The organism is Allorhizobium borbori, from assembly GCF_014196535.1.
Classification (GTDB): Bacteria; Pseudomonadota; Alphaproteobacteria; order Rhizobiales; family Rhizobiaceae; genus Ectorhizobium; species Ectorhizobium borbori.
In genome coordinates this window covers 22,052-39,095 of sequence record NZ_JACIDU010000005.1, presented here as the reverse complement: position 1 = coordinate 39,095, position 17,044 = coordinate 22,052, and the positions used below count along the sequence as shown (strand labels likewise).

Sequence of the window (17,044 nt, the reverse complement as noted above, 5' to 3'; positions counted from 1 at the left end):
AAACAAAAAGCCCCTTAGCGAAAGGCAAAGGGGCTTTTCACGTTCTTGGGAGGATTGGCGACGGTCAACCGCCGCCAATTGGATTACTTCAGTTCGACGTTCTCGACCGTGATGCCAGACTGGAAGGTCAGGAAGCCCGGAAGGTTGGTAAAGCCCGTGACCTTTTTGTTGAGGCCGAAGCTCTGGTCGCGCCACATCATGTAGACGAACGGCGACTGTTCGAGAGCACGATCGACGAACTGGCCGTAAATCTTCTCGCGCTCGACCGGATCAAGAGTCACTCGGCCTTTGTCAAGCAGATCGTTGATGGCCTTGTCGTCGAAGTACGCCGAGTTGTTGAGGCGAACAAGCTGCGTCCCGCCGTAGAAGAAGTTACTCAGCCAATCCGGGTCGGCGATATCGCCTGCGGTTCCCGCAACAAGGAAGTCGTAGTCGCCAGCGTTATTTTTCGCCATGCGGCCAGACCAGTCAGGCAGGTCCAGCTTCACCTTGATCCCGATCTTGGCAAGCTCCGCCTGCACGGCAATGGCAGTGTTGTTGTGGAAGCCGTACTGCGAGGTGGCAAGCAGGCGGACTTCAAACCCGTCCGGATAACCTGCCTTGGCTAGCAGTTCCTTCGCCTTGGCCGGATCATGCTTAAAGAAATTGGCCTTCTCCTTGGAGTAGCCCATGTAGCCCTCCGGGATGGCGATGCCGAAGAGCGGCGTGCCGCGACCGCTAAACGCGGTGTTGATCACTGTTGAACGGTCGATCGCATAGGAGATGGCTTGGCGTACTTCCGGCTTGGAGAACGGCTCGAATTTGGTGTTGAACTGCAGCATCATGAAAGGACCGGTCGTGCTGGCTAGCTTCAGGTCGGAGCTGCTCTCGATCGATGCCGCATCCTTCCACGGCACGTAGTCGATGATATCAACATCGCCAGACTTCAGCGCGTTCACGCGGGTGTTCTCGTCGCCGTAAAAGACGTAGTGGACATCATCCAGATGCGGCTTGCCTTGCTTGTAATAGCTGTCGAACTTCTCGACAGTCAGCTCGCGGCCGCGTTCCCAGTTAGTGAATTTGAACGGGCCGGCGCCGACCGGAGCTGCATTCGGATCAGTGCCATGTGCCTTGATCCAGGCAGCCGGAATGATCGCCGATTCTGGCAGTGCCAGATAATGCACGAGCGGTACGAAGGGCTTGGAAAGAACCAACTTGACGGTCTTCGTATCCGGTGTCTCGATAGTCTGGATGACGCCGAGTTCGTTGCGGTAGGTGGCCTTGCTGTCCTTGGCAGTCATGCGCTCGATCGACGCCTTGACGTCTGCCGAGGTAACGGCGGAGCCGTCATGGAACTTCGCATCGCGCAGTTTGAACGTATAGATAAGCGCGTCCGGCGTTACTTCATAGCCTTCCGCCAATTCGGAGGAAAGCTTGCCGTCCGGGCCGTAGTTGAATAGGCCGCGGTGGATGGCTAGACGGATCGTGCGGGCCGGAGCGCCAGCGTTGATCGTGCTCTCCAGCGTCGACGGTTCACCGGAAAGGCCGAAATAAAGTGACCCCTCCGCAAACGCCTGCTGAGCGAAAACGCTCGTTGCGAGCGCCAAGGCAGTCCAGAACATTCCTCTTTTCATATTGTACCCCTTTTTTGTTTCTGAATGTCGATGCGAGATGACCATGTCTAGTTATTCCTCCCTGAGACGTGGATCGAGTATGTCCCGCAGCCGGTCGCCCACCACGTTGATGGCGAGGACAGTCAATGCGAGAAGAAGGGACGGCCAGATGACGTACATCGGGTTCTGACCGAGATAACCGCGTGCTGTGCCGATCATCTGCCCCCAGGAGGGTTCAGGGGGCACGATACCAAGACCGAGGAAGCTTAGGCCGGATTCCAGCAGGATTGCAGCCGCGACCGTCAGCGTCGCCTGGACGACGAGAGGCGACAGGATGTTCGGCAGGATGGCTGTAAATACGACGCGCCAGGTGGACGCGCCCATCGCACGCTCGGCCTCCATGAATTCCATGCGCGTCACCTGCAATGTGGCGGCATGCGCGACCCGCGCAAAATGCGGGATGTAGAGAACGCCGATGACGACCGCGAGGCTGAGCACGCCACTTTCCCAGAAGCCGACGGCGAGCAGCGCCAGAAGGATTGGCGGGAAGCTCAGCATGACGTCAATACCGCGCATGATCAGGAAAGAGGCGAGCGGTCGGCCATAAGCGCCAGCTATGCCGACGAACGTCCCGAAGAATCCAGCGATCGCGGTGGCACCGATCGCTACCATCAGGGTCGGTTGGACGCCGATCAGGAGGCGGCTCAAGAGATCGCGGCCAAACTCGTCAGTGCCGAGCCAGTGGGCGGCCGAACCAGCCTGATTGACTTTATCGGGATGCAGCAGGAACGGATCCTGGGGCGCAAGCCAGCTGCCGAAAATGCCGATGAAGATGACAAGGCCGATGAAGATGATCCCGGCGAGGAATGCCGGCTGGCTACGTATGGCTGCTAAGATCAAGAGCGTTTCCTCCGGATGCGCGGATCAAGCAGGCTGTAGAGCAGTTCCACGAGCAGATTGATGAGGATGAATGCGGCGGCGATAGCCAGCATTGAGCCTTGGACGAGCGGGTAGTTGCGGGCCGAAACGGCTCCGACCAGCAGCGTACTCAGGCCCGGCCAGTTGAACATGGCCTCCACCAGAACGGTGCCACCCATCAGGTTACCGAGCTGCAGGCCAATGATAGTAACGATTGGAATGGCAGCGTTGCGCAGGACATGCTGCCAGATGATCCGCCGCTCGGACATGCCCTTAGCGCGCAGCGCGCGAACGAAGTCGCGGCCCAGGATTTCAAGCACGGAGGAGCGTGTCATGCGCGCGATCGACGCGGCTAGTCCGAGACCGAGCGCGATCGCCGGAAGTGCCAGCTTGCGGAAATGCTCGACGACATTGCGAGCGATATCCGTATAGCCGCTTGCCGGCAGCCAGCCGAGCTTGAGGCTGAACACGAGCACCAGGAGCGTACCGACGATATATACGGGCACCGAAATACCGAGCGTCGCAATCGAGGTCAAAACGGTGTCTCGCGTGCTGCCACGCTTGAGGGCTGCCGCAACACCGAGCGGTACGCCGACTAGTGCTGCGATGATGATCGCGACGAAGGCCAGCTCCAGCGTGCGCGGCAGGTTCTGCATCACGTAGTTGGAGACCGGATACCCGTTGGTCAGCGACTTTCCGAAATCGAGATGCAATGCGTTCCAGAGCCATACGAAATACTGCGAAACAGCCGGCTGGTCGAGGCCGAGCTGTGCACGCATGGAGGCGATTGCTTCCGGTGACGGGTTGCTGTCCGCGCCGAGAAGCAGCAGAACCGGATCGCCCGGCATGATGTACATGACCGAAAAGATCAGCGTTGCAACGACCCAGAGCTGGATAAGGGCGGTCAGTAGCTTGCGACAGATAAGGAGCAAGGCTCCGGCAATCGAAGCGCTCATGCGCCCTCCTTTTCGCAGCGCGGGGTACCGATGGTTGGCACGGCTTCCAGCAGCATGCGGGTATAGGGTTCCTGAGGATTGCTGAAGATGGCGGAGGCTGTGCCGCATTCCACGACCTTGCCCTTCTGCATCACTGCAACGGTATCGCTGACATGCTCGACGACGGAAAGATCGTGCGAGATGAACAGATAGGTGAGGTCGAACTCTGCCTGCAGATCCTTCAGCAGGTTGAGCACCTGTGCCTGGACGGACACGTCGAGCGCCGAGACAGCTTCATCACATATGACGAGCGAAGGCTTCAGAGCAAGCGCACGTGCAATGGCGATGCGCTGCCGCTGGCCCCCGGAAAACTCGTGTGGATACTTTTGCGCAGCCGTCGTAGGCAGGCCCACGGCCTCGATCAGCGTGCGGACACGTTCCTGGCGCGAAGCGGAATCACCGTCGGAGAAGATCGCCATGGGTGCTTCAACCAGATCGGCGACTGAATGACGTGGGTTGAGCGAACCATAGGGGTTCTGGAACACCATTGCCAGTTCGCGGCGGAAGGGCCGCATCTGTGATTCTGGCAGCTTTGCTATGTCCTTGCCCTTGAATAGAATCTGGCCCGCGCTTGGCTCCAAGAGCCGCATGACGACGCGTGACAACGTGCTCTTGCCGCAGCCGGATTCGCCGACAAGGCCAAGTGTCGTGCGCGGCGCAATCGTCAGACTGACCTGATCGACGGCCCGCATTTCGACGGGTGTGGACAGCGGTGAAGGCTTCACCCAGTAAGATTTGCAGAGGTCACGCAGTTCGAGAATAGGCGTCTCGTCCTTAATCGCAACGGGTACGGGAGAGGCTTTGACTTTCGGCTCGGGCCGGACGCTGCGAATATTGCCGTCTGCATCGCGCTCGATGACCGGAAGGCGGTCCTCGTACTTGCCCGGCGAGGGCATGGAATCGATCAACGCACGAGAATAGTCGTTCTGAGGCGCAGCGAAGAGGTCGGCTGTCGTCGCCTCCTCCATCTTGTTGCCGGCATACATGACCACGACGCGGTCGGCGACTTCGTAGATGACGCCGAGATCGTGGGTTATCAGCAGAACTGCCGCGCCAACCTCCTTATTGAGAGCCCGTAACAGCTCCAGCACCTGTTTCTGCACAGTCACGTCGAGCGCCGTCGTTGGCTCGTCGGCGATGATGATGCGAGGTTTGCAGGCCACTGCCATGGCGATCATGATACGCTGGCACTGACCTCCGGACAGTTCGTGCGGATAGGAACGCATGGCCCGATCGGGATCGGGAATGCGGACCTTTTCCAGAAGTTCGCGGGCCTTCTTGCATGCGTTAGCGCGGCCGATCGGCTCATGAAGCAGAATCGCCTCGACGATCTGGTCGCCGCAGGTGAAGATTGGATCGAGCGAAGCCATCGGATCCTGGAAGACCATGGCAACATGACGGCCGCGCAGCTTGCGCAGCTCTGCCGCCGAAAGCTTCAAGATATCGACGCCATCCACCAAAACTTCGCCGCCGGTCACAACGGCATTCGGCGGCAACAGCCCCATCACGCCAAGAGACGTGATGGTTTTGCCGCTGCCGCTTTCACCGACCAGACCAACGATTTCGCCGGGCCTGACCGTGAAGTCGATGTTTCGAACAGCCGATTTGAGCCCTGCATGGGTTCTGAAACCGATGGACAGGTTCTTCACTTCAAGCATCCGGCCTCCTCCTCAGACCAAAGCCATGATGGCGACGGTCGTCGTTATCAATATGCGACCTTCCACATGTAACGGCGAACGCTAAGCGGATGCTCGCGCAGGACGGACAGAGTGTGAGCGAACCAGTACCAGGTGACGCCGATAACGAAGGGCGACAGCAGCGGCGATACGTTGTTGTACTTGCCGGCATCAAACGTGATGATTTTGTCGGTGACGCGCTGGGTGAACTTCAGCGCCCGCTCATCGAGCTTGCGGTTGTCGCCTCCGTCCATCAGGAAGACATAAGCCATGTCCGCATCGGCCACTTCGTACGGACCATGACGGAATTCGCCGGTGTGGATATCGGATGCATCAAGCCACAGCATCTCGTTGAAGATGCAGATCGAATACTGGTAGTTCAGGGCCGAAAGGATACCGCTTGACAGGACGTAGTAGATGTTCTCGTCCTTGTACTTGTGCGCTAGCTCAATACCGCGGTCGCGCTCAGCATTCTTGATATCGTGCAGCTTTGCGGGCATCGCTTCAAGATCGGCGATCAGCTGGGCACCAACCGGACTGCCGCTTCGCTTCAAGAAATGCGCAGCGAAGAGATAGGCAACCATCGTCTTCGGCATGCCCGGCAGCTCCTTGCTGTAGGGGAGCAGGTGGTCACAGGCCTCAACTAGGCCGCTTTCATGGCCGGCGGTCAGTGCCACGGTGATTGCGCCGGTGGTCTTTGCCCACTGGGCAGCCACCACGGTGTCTTCCGTCTCGCCATTGTGCGAGGTGAAGAGCACGACGGCTTTCTCGTTGACCGGTTTCGGACGACGCGTTTCAAATTCCGTGGAATTGATGCGCTCGACGCGAAGGTCACAATACTTATCGAGGATATACTTAACCGGCTCAATGTAGGAGTTCGAGCCGCCTGCACCGACGAGGTAGATGGACTCGATCTGCCGCGACGAGAAGATTTCCTCGACCAGCTTTTCAGCGACAGGATTGCCGTCGCGGAACGTCATCTCAAGAACGCCCTTCAGGTAGTCTCCATCAAGATAGTTAGGATTTGGAGCAGACTTGATTTCTTCGTCGCTCGGCGTCAGGTTTTCGAGAGCCATATTATCCAATCTCCAGTGGACGGTGACCTAGCAAATCACGCCCACAGCATCTTCAGAATTTCGTCAGCGGTTCAGGCGGGATTGCCATCCGGCGGGTGTCAGGCGGCGCCAAGGTCTTGCGGCACACATTAATTTGGCGAACGTCTCCTCTAACTCCCAATTTAACTTATGCACGACGACCGATAGGCTTCAGTCGGGAAACTGGAGCTATTTTTGGGTGGGCCTTCCGTTAAGTTCCGGCCTAGATTGGATAGCCTAATTAATAGCCCAAATCAAGTGAACTGGATTATTATTTTCCATCCAATCGCGACAGATTAAGAAGGCACTGTAGACAGGGCTGGCCTTATTGCGAAAAGTCTGGCACTCATTGAAGTCGTCTATCTGACCGACCGACCGGTCGAGGCGCTGAAGGCCTGGATGGCGGCGGCCGGCATCGTAAACTTAAGGGACAAAGGGCCAGCGAAAGAGGCTGTCCGCAGATACTTCTCATGCTCGGGCAATTTTCGCCCACAGGCTCATCGCCTCTGCGCGCAGTTCGCGATGATGGCCCGAGGTTATGTCGTGGCGCGGGATGTGAAACAGGTTGGCGATCGGATCGTGGATAGAGATGAAGCATTGTAGATGTCGCTGCGATTTGAAGCGCTTCATGATCCGCTCTCGCCGCCGGACTGGCTGGTGAGAATTCTCCGCCCGATTATTCAACCCTTTGTGGGAGCGATGTTCGACATCCGGCATGATCTCTCGCCTTGCTGCGCCGTAGGATCGCAGCTTATCGGTGATGATCACACGGGGCGTCCGTCCCTGACCCTTCAAGAGCTTGCGCATCAGTCGCTTGGCGGCCTTGGCATTTCGGCGGCTTTGAACGAGAACCTCCAACACGAAGCCGTCCTGATCAACTGCGCGCCACAGCCAATGCTTCTTGCCACGGATTGAAACAACGGCCTCATCAAGGTGCCACTTGTCCCCAAGCCGACCGGATGATCGACGACGGATCTCGTTGGCAAAGGTGCGGCCAAATTTCTCCGCCCACAGCCGGACGGTTTGGTGCGAGACAATGATTCCGCGGGCAGCCAGCAGGTCTTCGACCATGCGCAGGCTCAAAGGGAAACGGAAATAGAGCCACACGGCGTGGGCAATGACGTCAGCGGGAAAGCGATGTCGGCGATAGAGTGGATCACGGTCTGTCATGGCCCGTCATTCCCACATCAAATTCCACATTCCGTTAAGTTGACGATGCCGCCAAGCCATATCGAAACGACCGCATTCTCACGGTTAAGTGCCAACCGACAAGCCCGGCCCGGGAGACATAACCGGAAGCGGATACACCAGCCTACAGGCCACTGGACGAAGCAGTTCGGGTATGATACCCAAACTTTAGGAAAGAATGGGTATCATACCCGATTTGGAGGGGTGATGCGCTTCGCGAAATCCAGAGATGTGCTTCGACTTACTGGGCTGACATCAGATCAACTGCGAGAATGGACAGTTCGGCGCGCTTTGATCGTGCCCGATGTGCCAGCCCAAAAACGAGGAAGCGAAGCACAGTTCTCATGGCAGACGGTGCTGCTGCTGCGGTTGGCCGTGGTGCTGCGCAGCCGCTTTCACGTCGAACTCCAAGCGCACCGCGATCTCCTGGCCGCAGTTCGCAACTACCTTGACGGAAGATCTTTTCCCTCTCTATGGGGTTCCACACTTGCGGTTTCGGATGACGGTCGCTGCCAGCTACTTGGGCCAAGTGAATTGGCGCCGCTGGAGCTTGATCTTATTTTGCTGCGGCTCGACCCTCACCTCCAGGCGTTGTCGGAAGGTTTTGAACAGGTTGCCCCGAACGACCAGCTCCCATTGTTTCCGGCGATTAGTGTCTCACATATCGCTCAAAGACGCCATGCAACGATATCGAAGGGGGCCGCGCCATGAGCGCTCTCCTGTCCATAGAAAGCGAACTCCTAAAGCTCGGCTATTCCACCGAGGCCATCATCCGCGACTATAAATTCGCCGACGTGCTCTCCGCTGGAGGCGAGCAGCGCCATGTGGAATTAGCTGCATTCACGCAAGTCCCGGAGTCCTATAGGTCTGCCGCTTTTGGTGTTATCTCCGGTGATGTGAGCGAAGTCGAGATTGCTCGGCGACGATCATTAGGCGCACCAATCCTTTTTTCGATCGGCCCGTCAGATGTTGGCGTGTGGCGCGTTGGGGCCGAGGGAGGTCCGCGCCTCATCGAACGTGTCTCAATCAGTGGGCTGAGCGAACTCTTCCGGCGTCATGCGCAAGAATGGAGCCCTCTGTCCGTACACCGTGCAAAATCGCTCGGCCAGAACCAAGCCGCTTACCAGCTCGATTTTGTGGACCTTGGCCTCATCCCGGCCATTGAGCACGAGGTAGAGCTCAAGCTTGCTCGCCTTCTTGAGGATGTCATTCGAGCCCTGCTCAATGATCTCAGCTCCGATCAGGAAATCGGCGCCTTCAGGGTGACCTTCCGTTTGCTTGCAGCCAAAATATTGGCGGACCGCCAACATCCGGCTGCAGCTTCGTGGGCTGATGCTCCCGTCGGCGACGTGCTCGCTGGGATTGAAGCCTATTATGGGCTGGGCAAGTTTTCAGAGACCGGCATTGACGAGCTGCCTAAGACTTCCGTTGACGCTGCTTGGCAGTTGCTGAGACAGGCGATCAGCTTCAGGAACATCTCATCCGACAGCCTTGCCTTTGTGTACGAGAACACCCTCGTAACAACTGATACGCGAAAGCGCTTCGGGACCCATTCGACGCCACGACAAGTAGCCGAATTCTTGGTAAGTAAGCTCGATTTATCTCGGTTTGATTTGCCGACCTTGTCAATCTTCGAGCCATTCACAGGGGCAGGAACGTTGTTGGTGGCAGCCCTACGACGTCTGCGAGATTATCTTCCGAGCGACTGGTCCGCAGAACAACGGCACGCGTTTCTGGTGCCACGCGTCCGTGGCGCCGAAATCGATTCCTTCGCTTGCGAGGTCGCAACACTTTCATTGATCCTTGCGGACTACCCCAACGCAAACGGATGGAAGATCGCTACAAAGGATCTCTTTGAGGGCAAAAGCCTCGCCGAGGAGCTAGCCAGCGCCACGATCGTGTTGTGTAATCCCCCTTGGGAGGACTTCGACCTCGCCGAGCGGACTCAATATCCCGAGATCGCGACACGATCGCTTTCGAAGCCCATGGCCGTACTGCGGACGGTTTTAGATTCGAAACCACCAGCGATCGGATTTGTCCTTCCGCAGGGGTTTCTGCGCCAAAAGCAATATGCAGAACTGAGGCAGAAAATTGCGGACCTCTACGGAAATATAGAGCTAACGTCACTACCGGATAGGACGTTCCAGCAGGCTGGCTTTGAGACGGCCCTTCTCGTGGCGAGTGATCGGCGCCCCGATGACAGCGTCACACCGTCGAAGCTCGTCTCGACGGTGGTAGAAGATCGTGATCGCCTCGCCTTCCTCTCCAGCGGTGTCGTGACCGCCGAACGTCGGCGACAGAAGCTCGTAAGCGACGGCGGTCTGTGGGTCGGTGCACTCGATGAACTTTGGGAGTATGTCGATCGATACCCCCATCTGGGCTCAAAGGCTGAGATTTACCGGGGCTTGCAGTGGGTGTCGCAAGACGATGGGCGCTGCGAGGAGCCGCGACGGGGGTATGCGCGAGGCGTGTTCAAGCCCGCTGACTCACTTGTCCAATTTGGCATTAAGTCCATAAGTTTCCTCGATGTGCGCGAGGAAAGTGCCTACAGATTAGCGCCTCTTTCAAGACCTTGGCACCTGCCCAAGGTTCTGACAAATGTCGCTCGCTTGTCTCGTGGGCCCTGGAGGATTGCCGCAGCTTACGACACATCTGGGCTGGTTGCATCGCAAGCCTTCTTCGGCATATGGACGGAGGCGACGGATTTGCCTGGCGAAGCTCTCGAGGCAATCTTAAACGGACCTCTTACCAATGCATTTGTCGCGGAAAGAGCGTCAAATCAACATTTCACGAACGAGCTTCTGAAACGCCTTCCCGTTCCGAAGACGACTGACTATCGAGCAATCGTGGATGCGGTCCACACCTACAAAAGCGAGCGAAACGTGGCTGATCAAGCCGGGCTTGTCAGCATAGCGACCCTCGATCATCTTGCCAGCCTGTTGATAGACATCGATGCGCAGGTACTGAAAGCCTACGATCTTCCGCCTCGCATCGAGCGACGACTGCTGGAGTATTTTCGGGGTCATGAAAGCGAGCGTCGTACCGGACATGGTTTTGGTGGTTGGCTGCCAGAAAACTTCAAGGCGTTTGTTCCGCTTCACGAATATCGTGGGCCGCTCGTACAAGCCAACCGCGGACCGTGGGCGACAAAGGCGTTCGAGCCAGCGCCGAAAGACGAGGTCGATATCCTAAGGCGGTTCGTGCGCTAGATGGAAACCTATCTCCTAGACACCAACCTCGTTTCGGTTCTCTACGACGCCCACAGACCGAACCATACTTCTGTCAGGCAAGCCATCGAAAATCTCGAATCCGGTGCATCTCAGCTCGTCTCAGCTGTCACGATCGCCGAGCTTCGCTTCGGTCTAGCGCTCTCACAGGCCGTAGGTCGGCCCCTCACCCATATCGAAGCCTGCATCGAGCGGGCCGAGGAACACCCCTTGGCAAATATTGATCGACATACTGCGGCGGCTTTCGCGCATGTCAAAGCCAGCGTGGCGCAGCAGAGGCTTGATCTCGCACGCCGTGCCCCAAGATGGGTAGAAATGTGGACCGATCGGGTGACGAGCGAAATGCTTCAGATTGACGAAAACGATCTCTGGATCACCGCACAGGCCATCGAACGGAATTACACGATCGTGACCTCCGATCGCGACTTCATCAACGTCATTGCCCCAGCGCTACCTGAATTGCAGGTGCTCTTGGTCTGATATTGCACTTCGTCTGCAGACGCCACCACATCGCTTATTCCGCGATGGCCGGTCCATCGAACGGAATGCCGCAATGCGCGCATTAGTGCGCCGACCGACGAGACACTTCTGGAAAAACACTATTCTTCATCCGCTTCGCTCTCGCCGCCTTCCGAGGCCGCGATTTCATTTTGAACCGCATGTCGGCTCAGCAGGCCGGCATCTTCAAGGGCTTCGATGTTCGGCAGGTCGCGCAGCGTTTCCATTCCGAACGCCGAGAGAAAGTGCTGCGTCGTCACATAGGTATAGGGTGCCCCCGGCGTCGGGCTGCGCGGCCCGGATCCAATGAAACCCGCCCCACGTAAATTACTAATGACATCGCGGCTTACTTCCTTGCCAAAGATCTTCGACAGCTCCCCGCGCGTCACGGGCTGGAAATATCCCACCGCCATCAGTACCATCGCCTCGAATTCCGACAGTGCCGCCGCCCCTGGCCTTGTCGGCGCCGACGAAGCGCGGATCGTCCCGGCGAACCGCGGACGGGTCCGGTGCTGCCAGCCACCGGCGACCGACACCAGTTCGTACGGCCGGTCCCGCAATTCCTCAGCGAGGTCGTCGATGAGAGAGTCGATGCTGCAATCTTTTCCGACCACCCGCGCAAGCGTCTCGCGGCTGACCGGCTCGGCCGAGGCAAAGATCACCGCCTCGACCCGCATCATCCATTCCCGCCAGCGCAGTTCCGCCGGCAGGTCCTCTAGCTCACGATCATAAAGGACCTCGTACTGCCCCTGCTTGGCCTGACGTCGGGTTCTAGGTGCGCTTGCTCCCGTAATCATCACAATCCAAAGATCCGGAAGGAGGAGCGGCCGGACAGTTCGCGCACCGCCTCAAGACTTTCAAGTCGCTCGAAAAGCCGGTTGGCCGCCCAGCGCGACAGTTTTGAGCCCGGCGCCGACGCCGGCACGGCATCTTCGGTCAGCAATTTGCGGATCACCGGCTCGGCGCCCTTGGTCCGGACCTTCGGCGCTACCGCCAGCAACTGCGCAGCGCGACGATCGATCTCGGCGGCAGACCGCAGCGCCGCATCGACGCCGGCGACCAGCGCCAGACAGATGGCTTTCGGATACGCCGGCTCTCCCGGTTGGACGCGACCGCGACCGCCGATGGTGCGGAAGGCGGACCCGAAGCGCTCGGGCAGCAGCAGCGGCACTGACTTTGGCCATTTCAGCTTGTGGGCCAGCATGACCTCGCCCAGCCCAAGCGCCATCACCTCGGCGTCCGGGCGAGCGGCAGAGATCGCCGTTATCAGGTCCGCCACCGCGAAGGGTGCTGCTCGCTCGGACTGATTTGCAGAATCGACCATCTCAGGGACGGAGGCAAGGCCGCCGTCCCACTTCATCCCGAGCAGTGCAGCAAGCTCCTTAACGTACGGTGTTGTGACCGTCCCGGATTGGCGCGCCAGCATTCGTATGGCCAAAAACAGCTTGCCGGCCGGACCGGGATCGTCGCCTACAGACGTCAGCAAAACCGCGTCGCGGATTGCGGTTTCTTCCTCGCTGCGACCGAGCATTCGGTCGGCGACGACGGCGGATTTTAACGCGAGGCGATCGCGCCAGCAGCCGATCCATGGTGGGTCGGCGCGGATCAAATCGTCGAGGGATTTCAGAGCTGTACCGGCCGCGAAGGCGGCGTCGGATTCGCTGAGGTCGTGTGTCCGCGGCCGCGCCCAGCCCGGCAGACGGGGCGACCAGCTCGGGATCGTTGGAGCGATAGGGGCAAGCGAATCCATGAGACGGAGCATAGATTATGCGCGCGGTTTATACCAGCATAAACGCAGAAAACCGCACGGCATGTCGGCGAGAGAAAATGTCCGATAATCTTGCATTATCGGACGTTATGCCCATTATAGAAAAATGGCCCAAATCATCGAGCAAAACACCGAAAATGACGTCGAGGAGACCTCAGCGCCATCTCTCAGCACGGTGACCAGGCATGATGTTTCCACGCCGGAGGTGTTGGGTGACGGCGCCCTCCCCTCCCCTACTGATCAGGATCCGACGCCAGCGCATCTTACCAGCCTTGCCGATCGCGCCCGGGGATACGTTGAAGCCGCGAGTTCTGCGAATACCCGCAAAGCCTACGCCGCAGACTGGAAGCACTTTTCGGCGTGGTGCCGGCGGTCAAACCTGGCTCCTCTTCCTCCGCATCCTCAAACCGTCGGGCTTTATATCACCGCCTGCGCTTCCGGCACGGCTGAACGGGGCGGAAAGGCGAACTCAGTCTCGACCATCGAACGGCGCCTCTCATCGCTCTCCTGGAACTATGCCCAGCGTGGACTCTCGCTCGATCGCAAGGACCGGCATATAGCCACCGTGATGGCCGGCATTCGCAACAGCCACGCCAAGCCACCCGTCCAGAAGGAAGCGGTCAGGGCTGAAGACATCATCGCCATGGTCGAGACGCTTGATCGCGGCTCTCTGCGCGGCCTGCGGGATCGGGCCATGTTGCTCGTCGGCTTTGCTGGCGGTCTTCGGCGTTCAGAGATCGTTGGTCTTGATTTGAAGGCCAACCAGACCGAAGACGGCCGCGGCTGGATCGAAATCCTCGACAAGGGCATGCTTATTACCCTGCGCGGTAAGACCGGATGGCGAGAGGTCGAGGTTGGCCGCGGTTCGGCCGATGCGACCTGCCCGGTCGCCGCAATCGAGACCTGGATCAAGTTCGCCAAGCTGGCTCATGGCCCCCTGTTTCGTCGGGTGACGGGGCAAGGAAAAGCTGTCGGGTCAGAGCGGCTGAACGACAAGGAGGTTGCTCGGCTTGTGAAAAGGGCCGCGATGGCGGCAGGCGTTCGCGGCGATCTCAGCGAGATCGAGCGCGTCTTAAAGTTCTCCGGACATTCGCTGAGAGCGGGCCTCGCCTCCTCGGCCGACGTCGATGAACGCTATGTCCAGAAACAGCTGGGGCATGCGTCAGCAGAGATGACTCGCCGGTACCAGCGAAGGCGCGACCGCTTCCGGGTAAATCTGACCAAGGCATCCGGACTTTAGCTGTCCCCTCCCCTTTCCCGCCAAGCGCTTGCAGCAGGACCGTTTGCGCATTATAGTCACGATAGTCATTTTGGTTATAGGTGAGACGCTGCAAGCATCAACGCACGAAGATATGAGCTGGACGGTCGCTGGCGCGAAGGCAAAGCTCTCGGAAGTTATGGAACGTGCGCAATTGGCGCCTCAGACAATTACCCGCAACGGAAAGCCGTGCGTGGTCGTCGTTTCCGCGGAAGAATGGCAGCGGAAAACTGGGCGCAGGGGATCGCTCGCGGAATTTCTGTTGGCATCGCCTCTGCGCGGCGCGGATCTGGATCTTGAACGGCAGCACGACGAACCACGTGACTTGTCGTTATGAGGCTGCTCCTCGATACGAACGTTCTGTCGGAAGTTACGAAACCTCGCCCGGATGAAGCTGTTCTTAAGTGGCTTCACGGGCTGGACGAAGACCGTACGTTCATCAGCATCGTGTCGATCGCTGAAATTCGCCGCGGTGTCGCGCTGATGGATGCTGGGCGAAAGCGCGGCGCCCTGGACGAATGGCTCACATATGATCTGCCTCAACGCTTCGAAAACAGGATTATTCCGGTGGAGGGGCCTGTCGCCTCGGCCTGGGGCGATCTCATGGCGCTTGCCAAGCGAAGCGGTCGTGGGCTCGCCTCGATGCACGGGCTGATTGCAGCCACTGCCGTTGCTCACCAGTTGACGCTTGCGACGCGCAACACCAAGGATTTTGAAGGCTTTGGAATCGACATTGTTGATCCGTGGGGAGTCTGACGGCACCCTTTGGACATAATAGAAAGGATACCGCGAATGCTTTCCTACGGTGCGCTCAAAAACCACGCGGGCATCCTGTTGATCGGGGACTACACGTCCCTCGCCTGGCTGCATGACCTCATTCATGATGCGAATGAGCGCTCGCCGACTGCGGGCCGAAAACTCAGACTCTGCCACGCTTTCCAGCGGTATCATCAGATAGTAGTTCATTTACCGTCCCACTTAGGCTGATGTTCATGCTTTGTGATGTATTCTTGGATATCTGAGATGAAATATACCCGGCATGAGGCCTGCTTTCGGAAGCTCGCGTTAGAGCTTAAGTCTGAGAACCATCGTGTCCAACATCACAAGTTCATTTCTCCGTTCACGCTCAGGGAATTTCGGCATCATGACCGCACTTCTGGCGGTACCGATGATCGCGTGTGTCGGAATTGCGGTCGATTACACCTACGCGCTGGAACGCCGTGAAGCCTATCAGAACGCTGCGGACGCGGCAGCGGTTGGCGTTCTGTCGCAGAAATCGTCAACAATGGCAGCAGCGCTGGCCATGTCGGGCGATGGCGAAGTCGCTCTGGGTGCCGAGGAAGCGCTGAAGCTTTTCAATGCGCAGCTCACGCCCTCCGAGCAGGCACTGGTAGAGAACGTCGGCATCTCTGTCGCTCGTCAATCCACCGACATTGTTTCGAAAGTCAACTTCACCCTGAACGTGCCGACAAGTTTCCTCAGCATCATCAATGTCAGCAAGATCGACGTCACCGGCAGTTCGTCAGCCGTCTCGCCGGACAATCATTTCGTCGACTTCCATATCCTCATCGACAACACACCCTCGATGGGCGTCGCCGCCACGGAAGCCGGCATTGAGACCATGGAGAAAAACACCAGCGACACCTGTGCCTTCGCCTGCCACACGACAGACACCACGAACAATTACACGTTGGCCAAGTCGCTTGGCGTAAAGATGCGTATCGATGTCGTGCGCCAGGCAACGCAGACACTGACGGATACCGCGGCGGCAACGCGCGTTTCCGACGAACAGTTCCGCATGGCCGTCTACACATTCGGCGCCAAGGCAGAGACGATGGGCCTGACAACCATCTCAACACCATCGACCGATCTGGCCGCCGTCAAGACGATGGCCAATGCCGTCGATCTGATGACCATTCCCTATCAGGGTTACAACAACGACCAGACGACAAGCTTTGATCTGGCGCTGAACAACATCAAGTCGATTGTCGGCAACGGTGGCAAGGGATCTTCGAAAACCGACCGTGAGAAGGTTCTCTTCCTGGTCGCGGATGGCGTTGGGGACAGTGCCAAGTCCTCCGGTTGCACGAAGCAGACCACAGGAACCCGTTGCCAGGAGCCGATCGACACCAAGTTCTGCACGCCGATGAAGGCGCAGGGGGTGAAGATCGCCGTTCTCTACACCACCTATCTGCCTCTTCCGAAGAACGGCTGGTACAATTACTGGATCAAGCCGTTCCAGGCAGAAATCGCCACCAAGATGAAAGAATGCGCCTCCGACGGGCTCTATTTCGAGGTTGGCCTCGGTAGCGATCTGAGCGCAGCCATGAACGCCCTCTTTTACAAGATTGCCGGCAAGCCACGCATCACAGGGTAATAGCAACAACTGAGTTGTTCGGCCGTGCAAAAGGCTGATATTATTGAACTGTGTGATGTTTACCCGATTGTCCTTGACCTCGTTCAACGAGAGTACCTCCGGGTTCTATTGCACGCTCTCCTGAACCTGAATGGGATGGTTTGAGAATCGAACCCGAAAAGCGTTCAATGATATCGACACCTTGCAAGCCGTCGGGTCATCAGGCGTGTATGTTCAATCAAGACCCATGCCTCTGATGAGGCGATGGACTTTTCGACATCTTTGGCCAATCTTTGGGATCTATCAAGCCATGCAGGACTGCACCTGCTCCGCACATGCTCTACCGTATGGCATATTATTGATGATATAAGAGCAATAAACTAAGCACCATAAAATAACACCAATGTTTCCGATTCGATCGGCTTCCGTTCTGCATTCGATCGTCAAAAACTAAAAATAAATCGTGACTTCCTG

The 17,044-nt window shown here is 58.0% G+C and carries 15 protein-coding genes and 1 pseudogene; 7 read left to right on the top strand and 9 right to left on the bottom strand.

Annotation, left to right across the window (positions count from 1 at the left end; all coding sequences use genetic code 11):
• Window positions 1-83 precede the first annotated feature (83 nt).
• From GGQ66_RS07485 to GGQ66_RS07460, 6 genes are all read right to left on the bottom strand, one after another.
• Window positions 84-1,658, bottom strand: a complete 1,575-nt coding sequence (locus GGQ66_RS07485) for an ABC transporter substrate-binding protein (RefSeq protein ID WP_183791051.1) — start codon at window positions 1,656-1,658, stop codon at window positions 84-86.
• 6 nt (window positions 1,659-1,664) lie between these two features.
• The gene (locus GGQ66_RS07480) at window positions 1,665-2,492 is read right to left on the bottom strand and encodes an ABC transporter permease (protein WP_210287203.1); all 828 of its coding nucleotides are present in this window, start codon (window positions 2,490-2,492) and stop codon (window positions 1,665-1,667) included.
• Window positions 2,489-3,466, bottom strand: a complete 978-nt coding sequence (locus GGQ66_RS07475; protein ID WP_183791049.1) for an ABC transporter permease — start codon at window positions 3,464-3,466, stop codon at window positions 2,489-2,491. The genes GGQ66_RS07480 and GGQ66_RS07475 overlap by 4 nt, the downstream gene beginning before the upstream one ends.
• A complete protein-coding gene (locus GGQ66_RS07470) occupies window positions 3,463-5,163 on the bottom strand; it encodes an ABC transporter ATP-binding protein (RefSeq protein WP_183791047.1) in 1,701 nt (566 codons plus the stop codon). The genes GGQ66_RS07475 and GGQ66_RS07470 overlap by 4 nt, the downstream gene beginning before the upstream one ends.
• A 47-nt stretch (window positions 5,164-5,210) precedes the next feature.
• Complete coding sequence (locus tag GGQ66_RS07465; protein ID WP_183791045.1) at window positions 5,211-6,257, bottom strand: SIS domain-containing protein; 1,047 nt, start codon at window positions 6,255-6,257, stop codon at window positions 5,211-5,213.
• A 486-nt stretch (window positions 6,258-6,743) separates the two neighbouring features.
• Window positions 6,744-7,445: an IS6 family transposase gene (locus GGQ66_RS07460; RefSeq protein WP_183791043.1), complete on the bottom strand. Its 702-nt coding sequence runs from the start codon at window positions 7,443-7,445 to the stop codon at window positions 6,744-6,746.
• 225 nt (window positions 7,446-7,670) lie between these two features.
• Between GGQ66_RS07460 and GGQ66_RS07455 the strand changes: the two genes are divergently transcribed.
• Genes GGQ66_RS07455 through GGQ66_RS07445 form a run of 3 tightly spaced genes read left to right on the top strand, consistent with a single transcriptional unit; the run spans window position 7,671 to window position 11,170 of the window.
• Window positions 7,671-8,174 carry a hypothetical protein gene (locus GGQ66_RS07455; protein WP_183791041.1) on the top strand — a complete coding sequence of 168 codons (504 nt, stop codon included), beginning with the start codon at window positions 7,671-7,673 and terminating at the stop codon, window positions 8,172-8,174.
• Window positions 8,171-10,672 carry an N-6 DNA methylase gene (locus tag GGQ66_RS07450; RefSeq protein WP_183791039.1) on the top strand — a complete coding sequence of 834 codons (2,502 nt, stop codon included), beginning with the start codon at window positions 8,171-8,173 and terminating at the stop codon, window positions 10,670-10,672. The genes GGQ66_RS07455 and GGQ66_RS07450 overlap by 4 nt, the downstream gene beginning before the upstream one ends.
• Window positions 10,673-11,170: a PIN domain-containing protein gene (locus GGQ66_RS07445; RefSeq protein WP_183791037.1), complete on the top strand. Its 498-nt coding sequence runs from the start codon at window positions 10,673-10,675 to the stop codon at window positions 11,168-11,170.
• A 119-nt stretch (window positions 11,171-11,289) separates the two neighbouring features.
• On the opposite strand, the gene scpB is transcribed toward GGQ66_RS07445, so the two are convergent.
• Window positions 11,290-11,985, bottom strand: a complete 696-nt coding sequence (gene scpB / locus GGQ66_RS07440; RefSeq protein WP_183791035.1) for an SMC-Scp complex subunit ScpB — start codon at window positions 11,983-11,985, stop codon at window positions 11,290-11,292.
• Window positions 11,985-12,938: a DUF1403 family protein gene (locus GGQ66_RS07435; protein ID WP_183791033.1), complete on the bottom strand. Its 954-nt coding sequence runs from the start codon at window positions 12,936-12,938 to the stop codon at window positions 11,985-11,987. Before GGQ66_RS07435 ends, scpB begins: the two co-directional genes overlap by 1 nt.
• Window positions 12,939-13,062: 124 nt before the next feature.
• On the opposite strand from GGQ66_RS07435, the gene GGQ66_RS07430 reads away from it, so the two are divergent.
• The 4 genes from GGQ66_RS07430 to GGQ66_RS07415 all read left to right on the top strand — a co-directional run bounded on the left by GGQ66_RS07430 (window position 13,063) and on the right by GGQ66_RS07415 (window position 16,591).
• Window positions 13,063-14,196, top strand: a complete 1,134-nt coding sequence (locus tag GGQ66_RS07430; protein ID WP_183791031.1) for a site-specific integrase — start codon at window positions 13,063-13,065, stop codon at window positions 14,194-14,196.
• A gap of 88 nt (window positions 14,197-14,284) precedes the next feature.
• Window positions 14,285-14,551, top strand: a complete 267-nt coding sequence (locus tag GGQ66_RS07425; RefSeq protein ID WP_183791418.1) for a type II toxin-antitoxin system Phd/YefM family antitoxin — start codon at window positions 14,285-14,287, stop codon at window positions 14,549-14,551.
• The gene (locus tag GGQ66_RS07420) at window positions 14,548-14,970 is read left to right on the top strand and encodes a type II toxin-antitoxin system VapC family toxin (protein WP_183791029.1); all 423 of its coding nucleotides are present in this window, start codon (window positions 14,548-14,550) and stop codon (window positions 14,968-14,970) included. The genes GGQ66_RS07425 and GGQ66_RS07420 overlap by 4 nt, the downstream gene beginning before the upstream one ends.
• Before the next feature lie 334 nt (window positions 14,971-15,304).
• The gene (locus tag GGQ66_RS07415) at window positions 15,305-16,591 is read left to right on the top strand and encodes a pilus assembly protein TadG-related protein (RefSeq protein WP_370686309.1); all 1,287 of its coding nucleotides are present in this window, start codon (window positions 15,305-15,307) and stop codon (window positions 16,589-16,591) included.
• A 164-nt stretch (window positions 16,592-16,755) separates the two neighbouring features.
• On the opposite strand, the pseudogene GGQ66_RS07410 reads toward GGQ66_RS07415, so the two are convergent.
• Window positions 16,756-16,884, bottom strand: a pseudogene (locus GGQ66_RS07410) (IS5/IS1182 family transposase); the annotation flags it as partial.
• Window positions 16,885-17,044: the final 160 nt, after the last annotated feature.

Excerpts from the sequence above, each read along its gene's own strand:
- scpB (WP_183791035.1), bottom strand. The coding sequence starts at position 11,985 with ATGATTACGGGAGCAAGCGCACCTAGAACCCGACGTCAGGCCAAGCAG.
- GGQ66_RS07430 (WP_183791031.1), top strand. The coding sequence starts at position 13,063 with ATGGCCCAAATCATCGAGCAAAACACCGAAAATGACGTCGAGGAGACC.
- GGQ66_RS07420 (WP_183791029.1), top strand. The coding sequence starts at position 14,548 with ATGAGGCTGCTCCTCGATACGAACGTTCTGTCGGAAGTTACGAAACCT.
- GGQ66_RS07485 (WP_183791051.1), bottom strand. The coding sequence starts at position 1,658 with ATGGTCATCTCGCATCGACATTCAGAAACAAAAAAGGGGTACAATATG.
- GGQ66_RS07455 (WP_183791041.1), top strand. The coding sequence starts at position 7,671 with ATGCGCTTCGCGAAATCCAGAGATGTGCTTCGACTTACTGGGCTGACA.
- GGQ66_RS07470 (WP_183791047.1), bottom strand. The coding sequence starts at position 5,163 with ATGCTTGAAGTGAAGAACCTGTCCATCGGTTTCAGAACCCATGCAGGG.
- GGQ66_RS07450 (WP_183791039.1), top strand. The coding sequence starts at position 8,171 with ATGAGCGCTCTCCTGTCCATAGAAAGCGAACTCCTAAAGCTCGGCTAT.
- GGQ66_RS07460 (WP_183791043.1), bottom strand. The coding sequence starts at position 7,445 with ATGACAGACCGTGATCCACTCTATCGCCGACATCGCTTTCCCGCTGAC.
- GGQ66_RS07465 (WP_183791045.1), bottom strand. The coding sequence starts at position 6,257 with ATGGCTCTCGAAAACCTGACGCCGAGCGACGAAGAAATCAAGTCTGCT.
- GGQ66_RS07435 (WP_183791033.1), bottom strand. The coding sequence starts at position 12,938 with ATGGATTCGCTTGCCCCTATCGCTCCAACGATCCCGAGCTGGTCGCCC.
- GGQ66_RS07445 (WP_183791037.1), top strand. The coding sequence starts at position 10,673 with ATGGAAACCTATCTCCTAGACACCAACCTCGTTTCGGTTCTCTACGAC.
- GGQ66_RS07475 (WP_183791049.1), bottom strand. The coding sequence starts at position 3,466 with ATGAGCGCTTCGATTGCCGGAGCCTTGCTCCTTATCTGTCGCAAGCTA.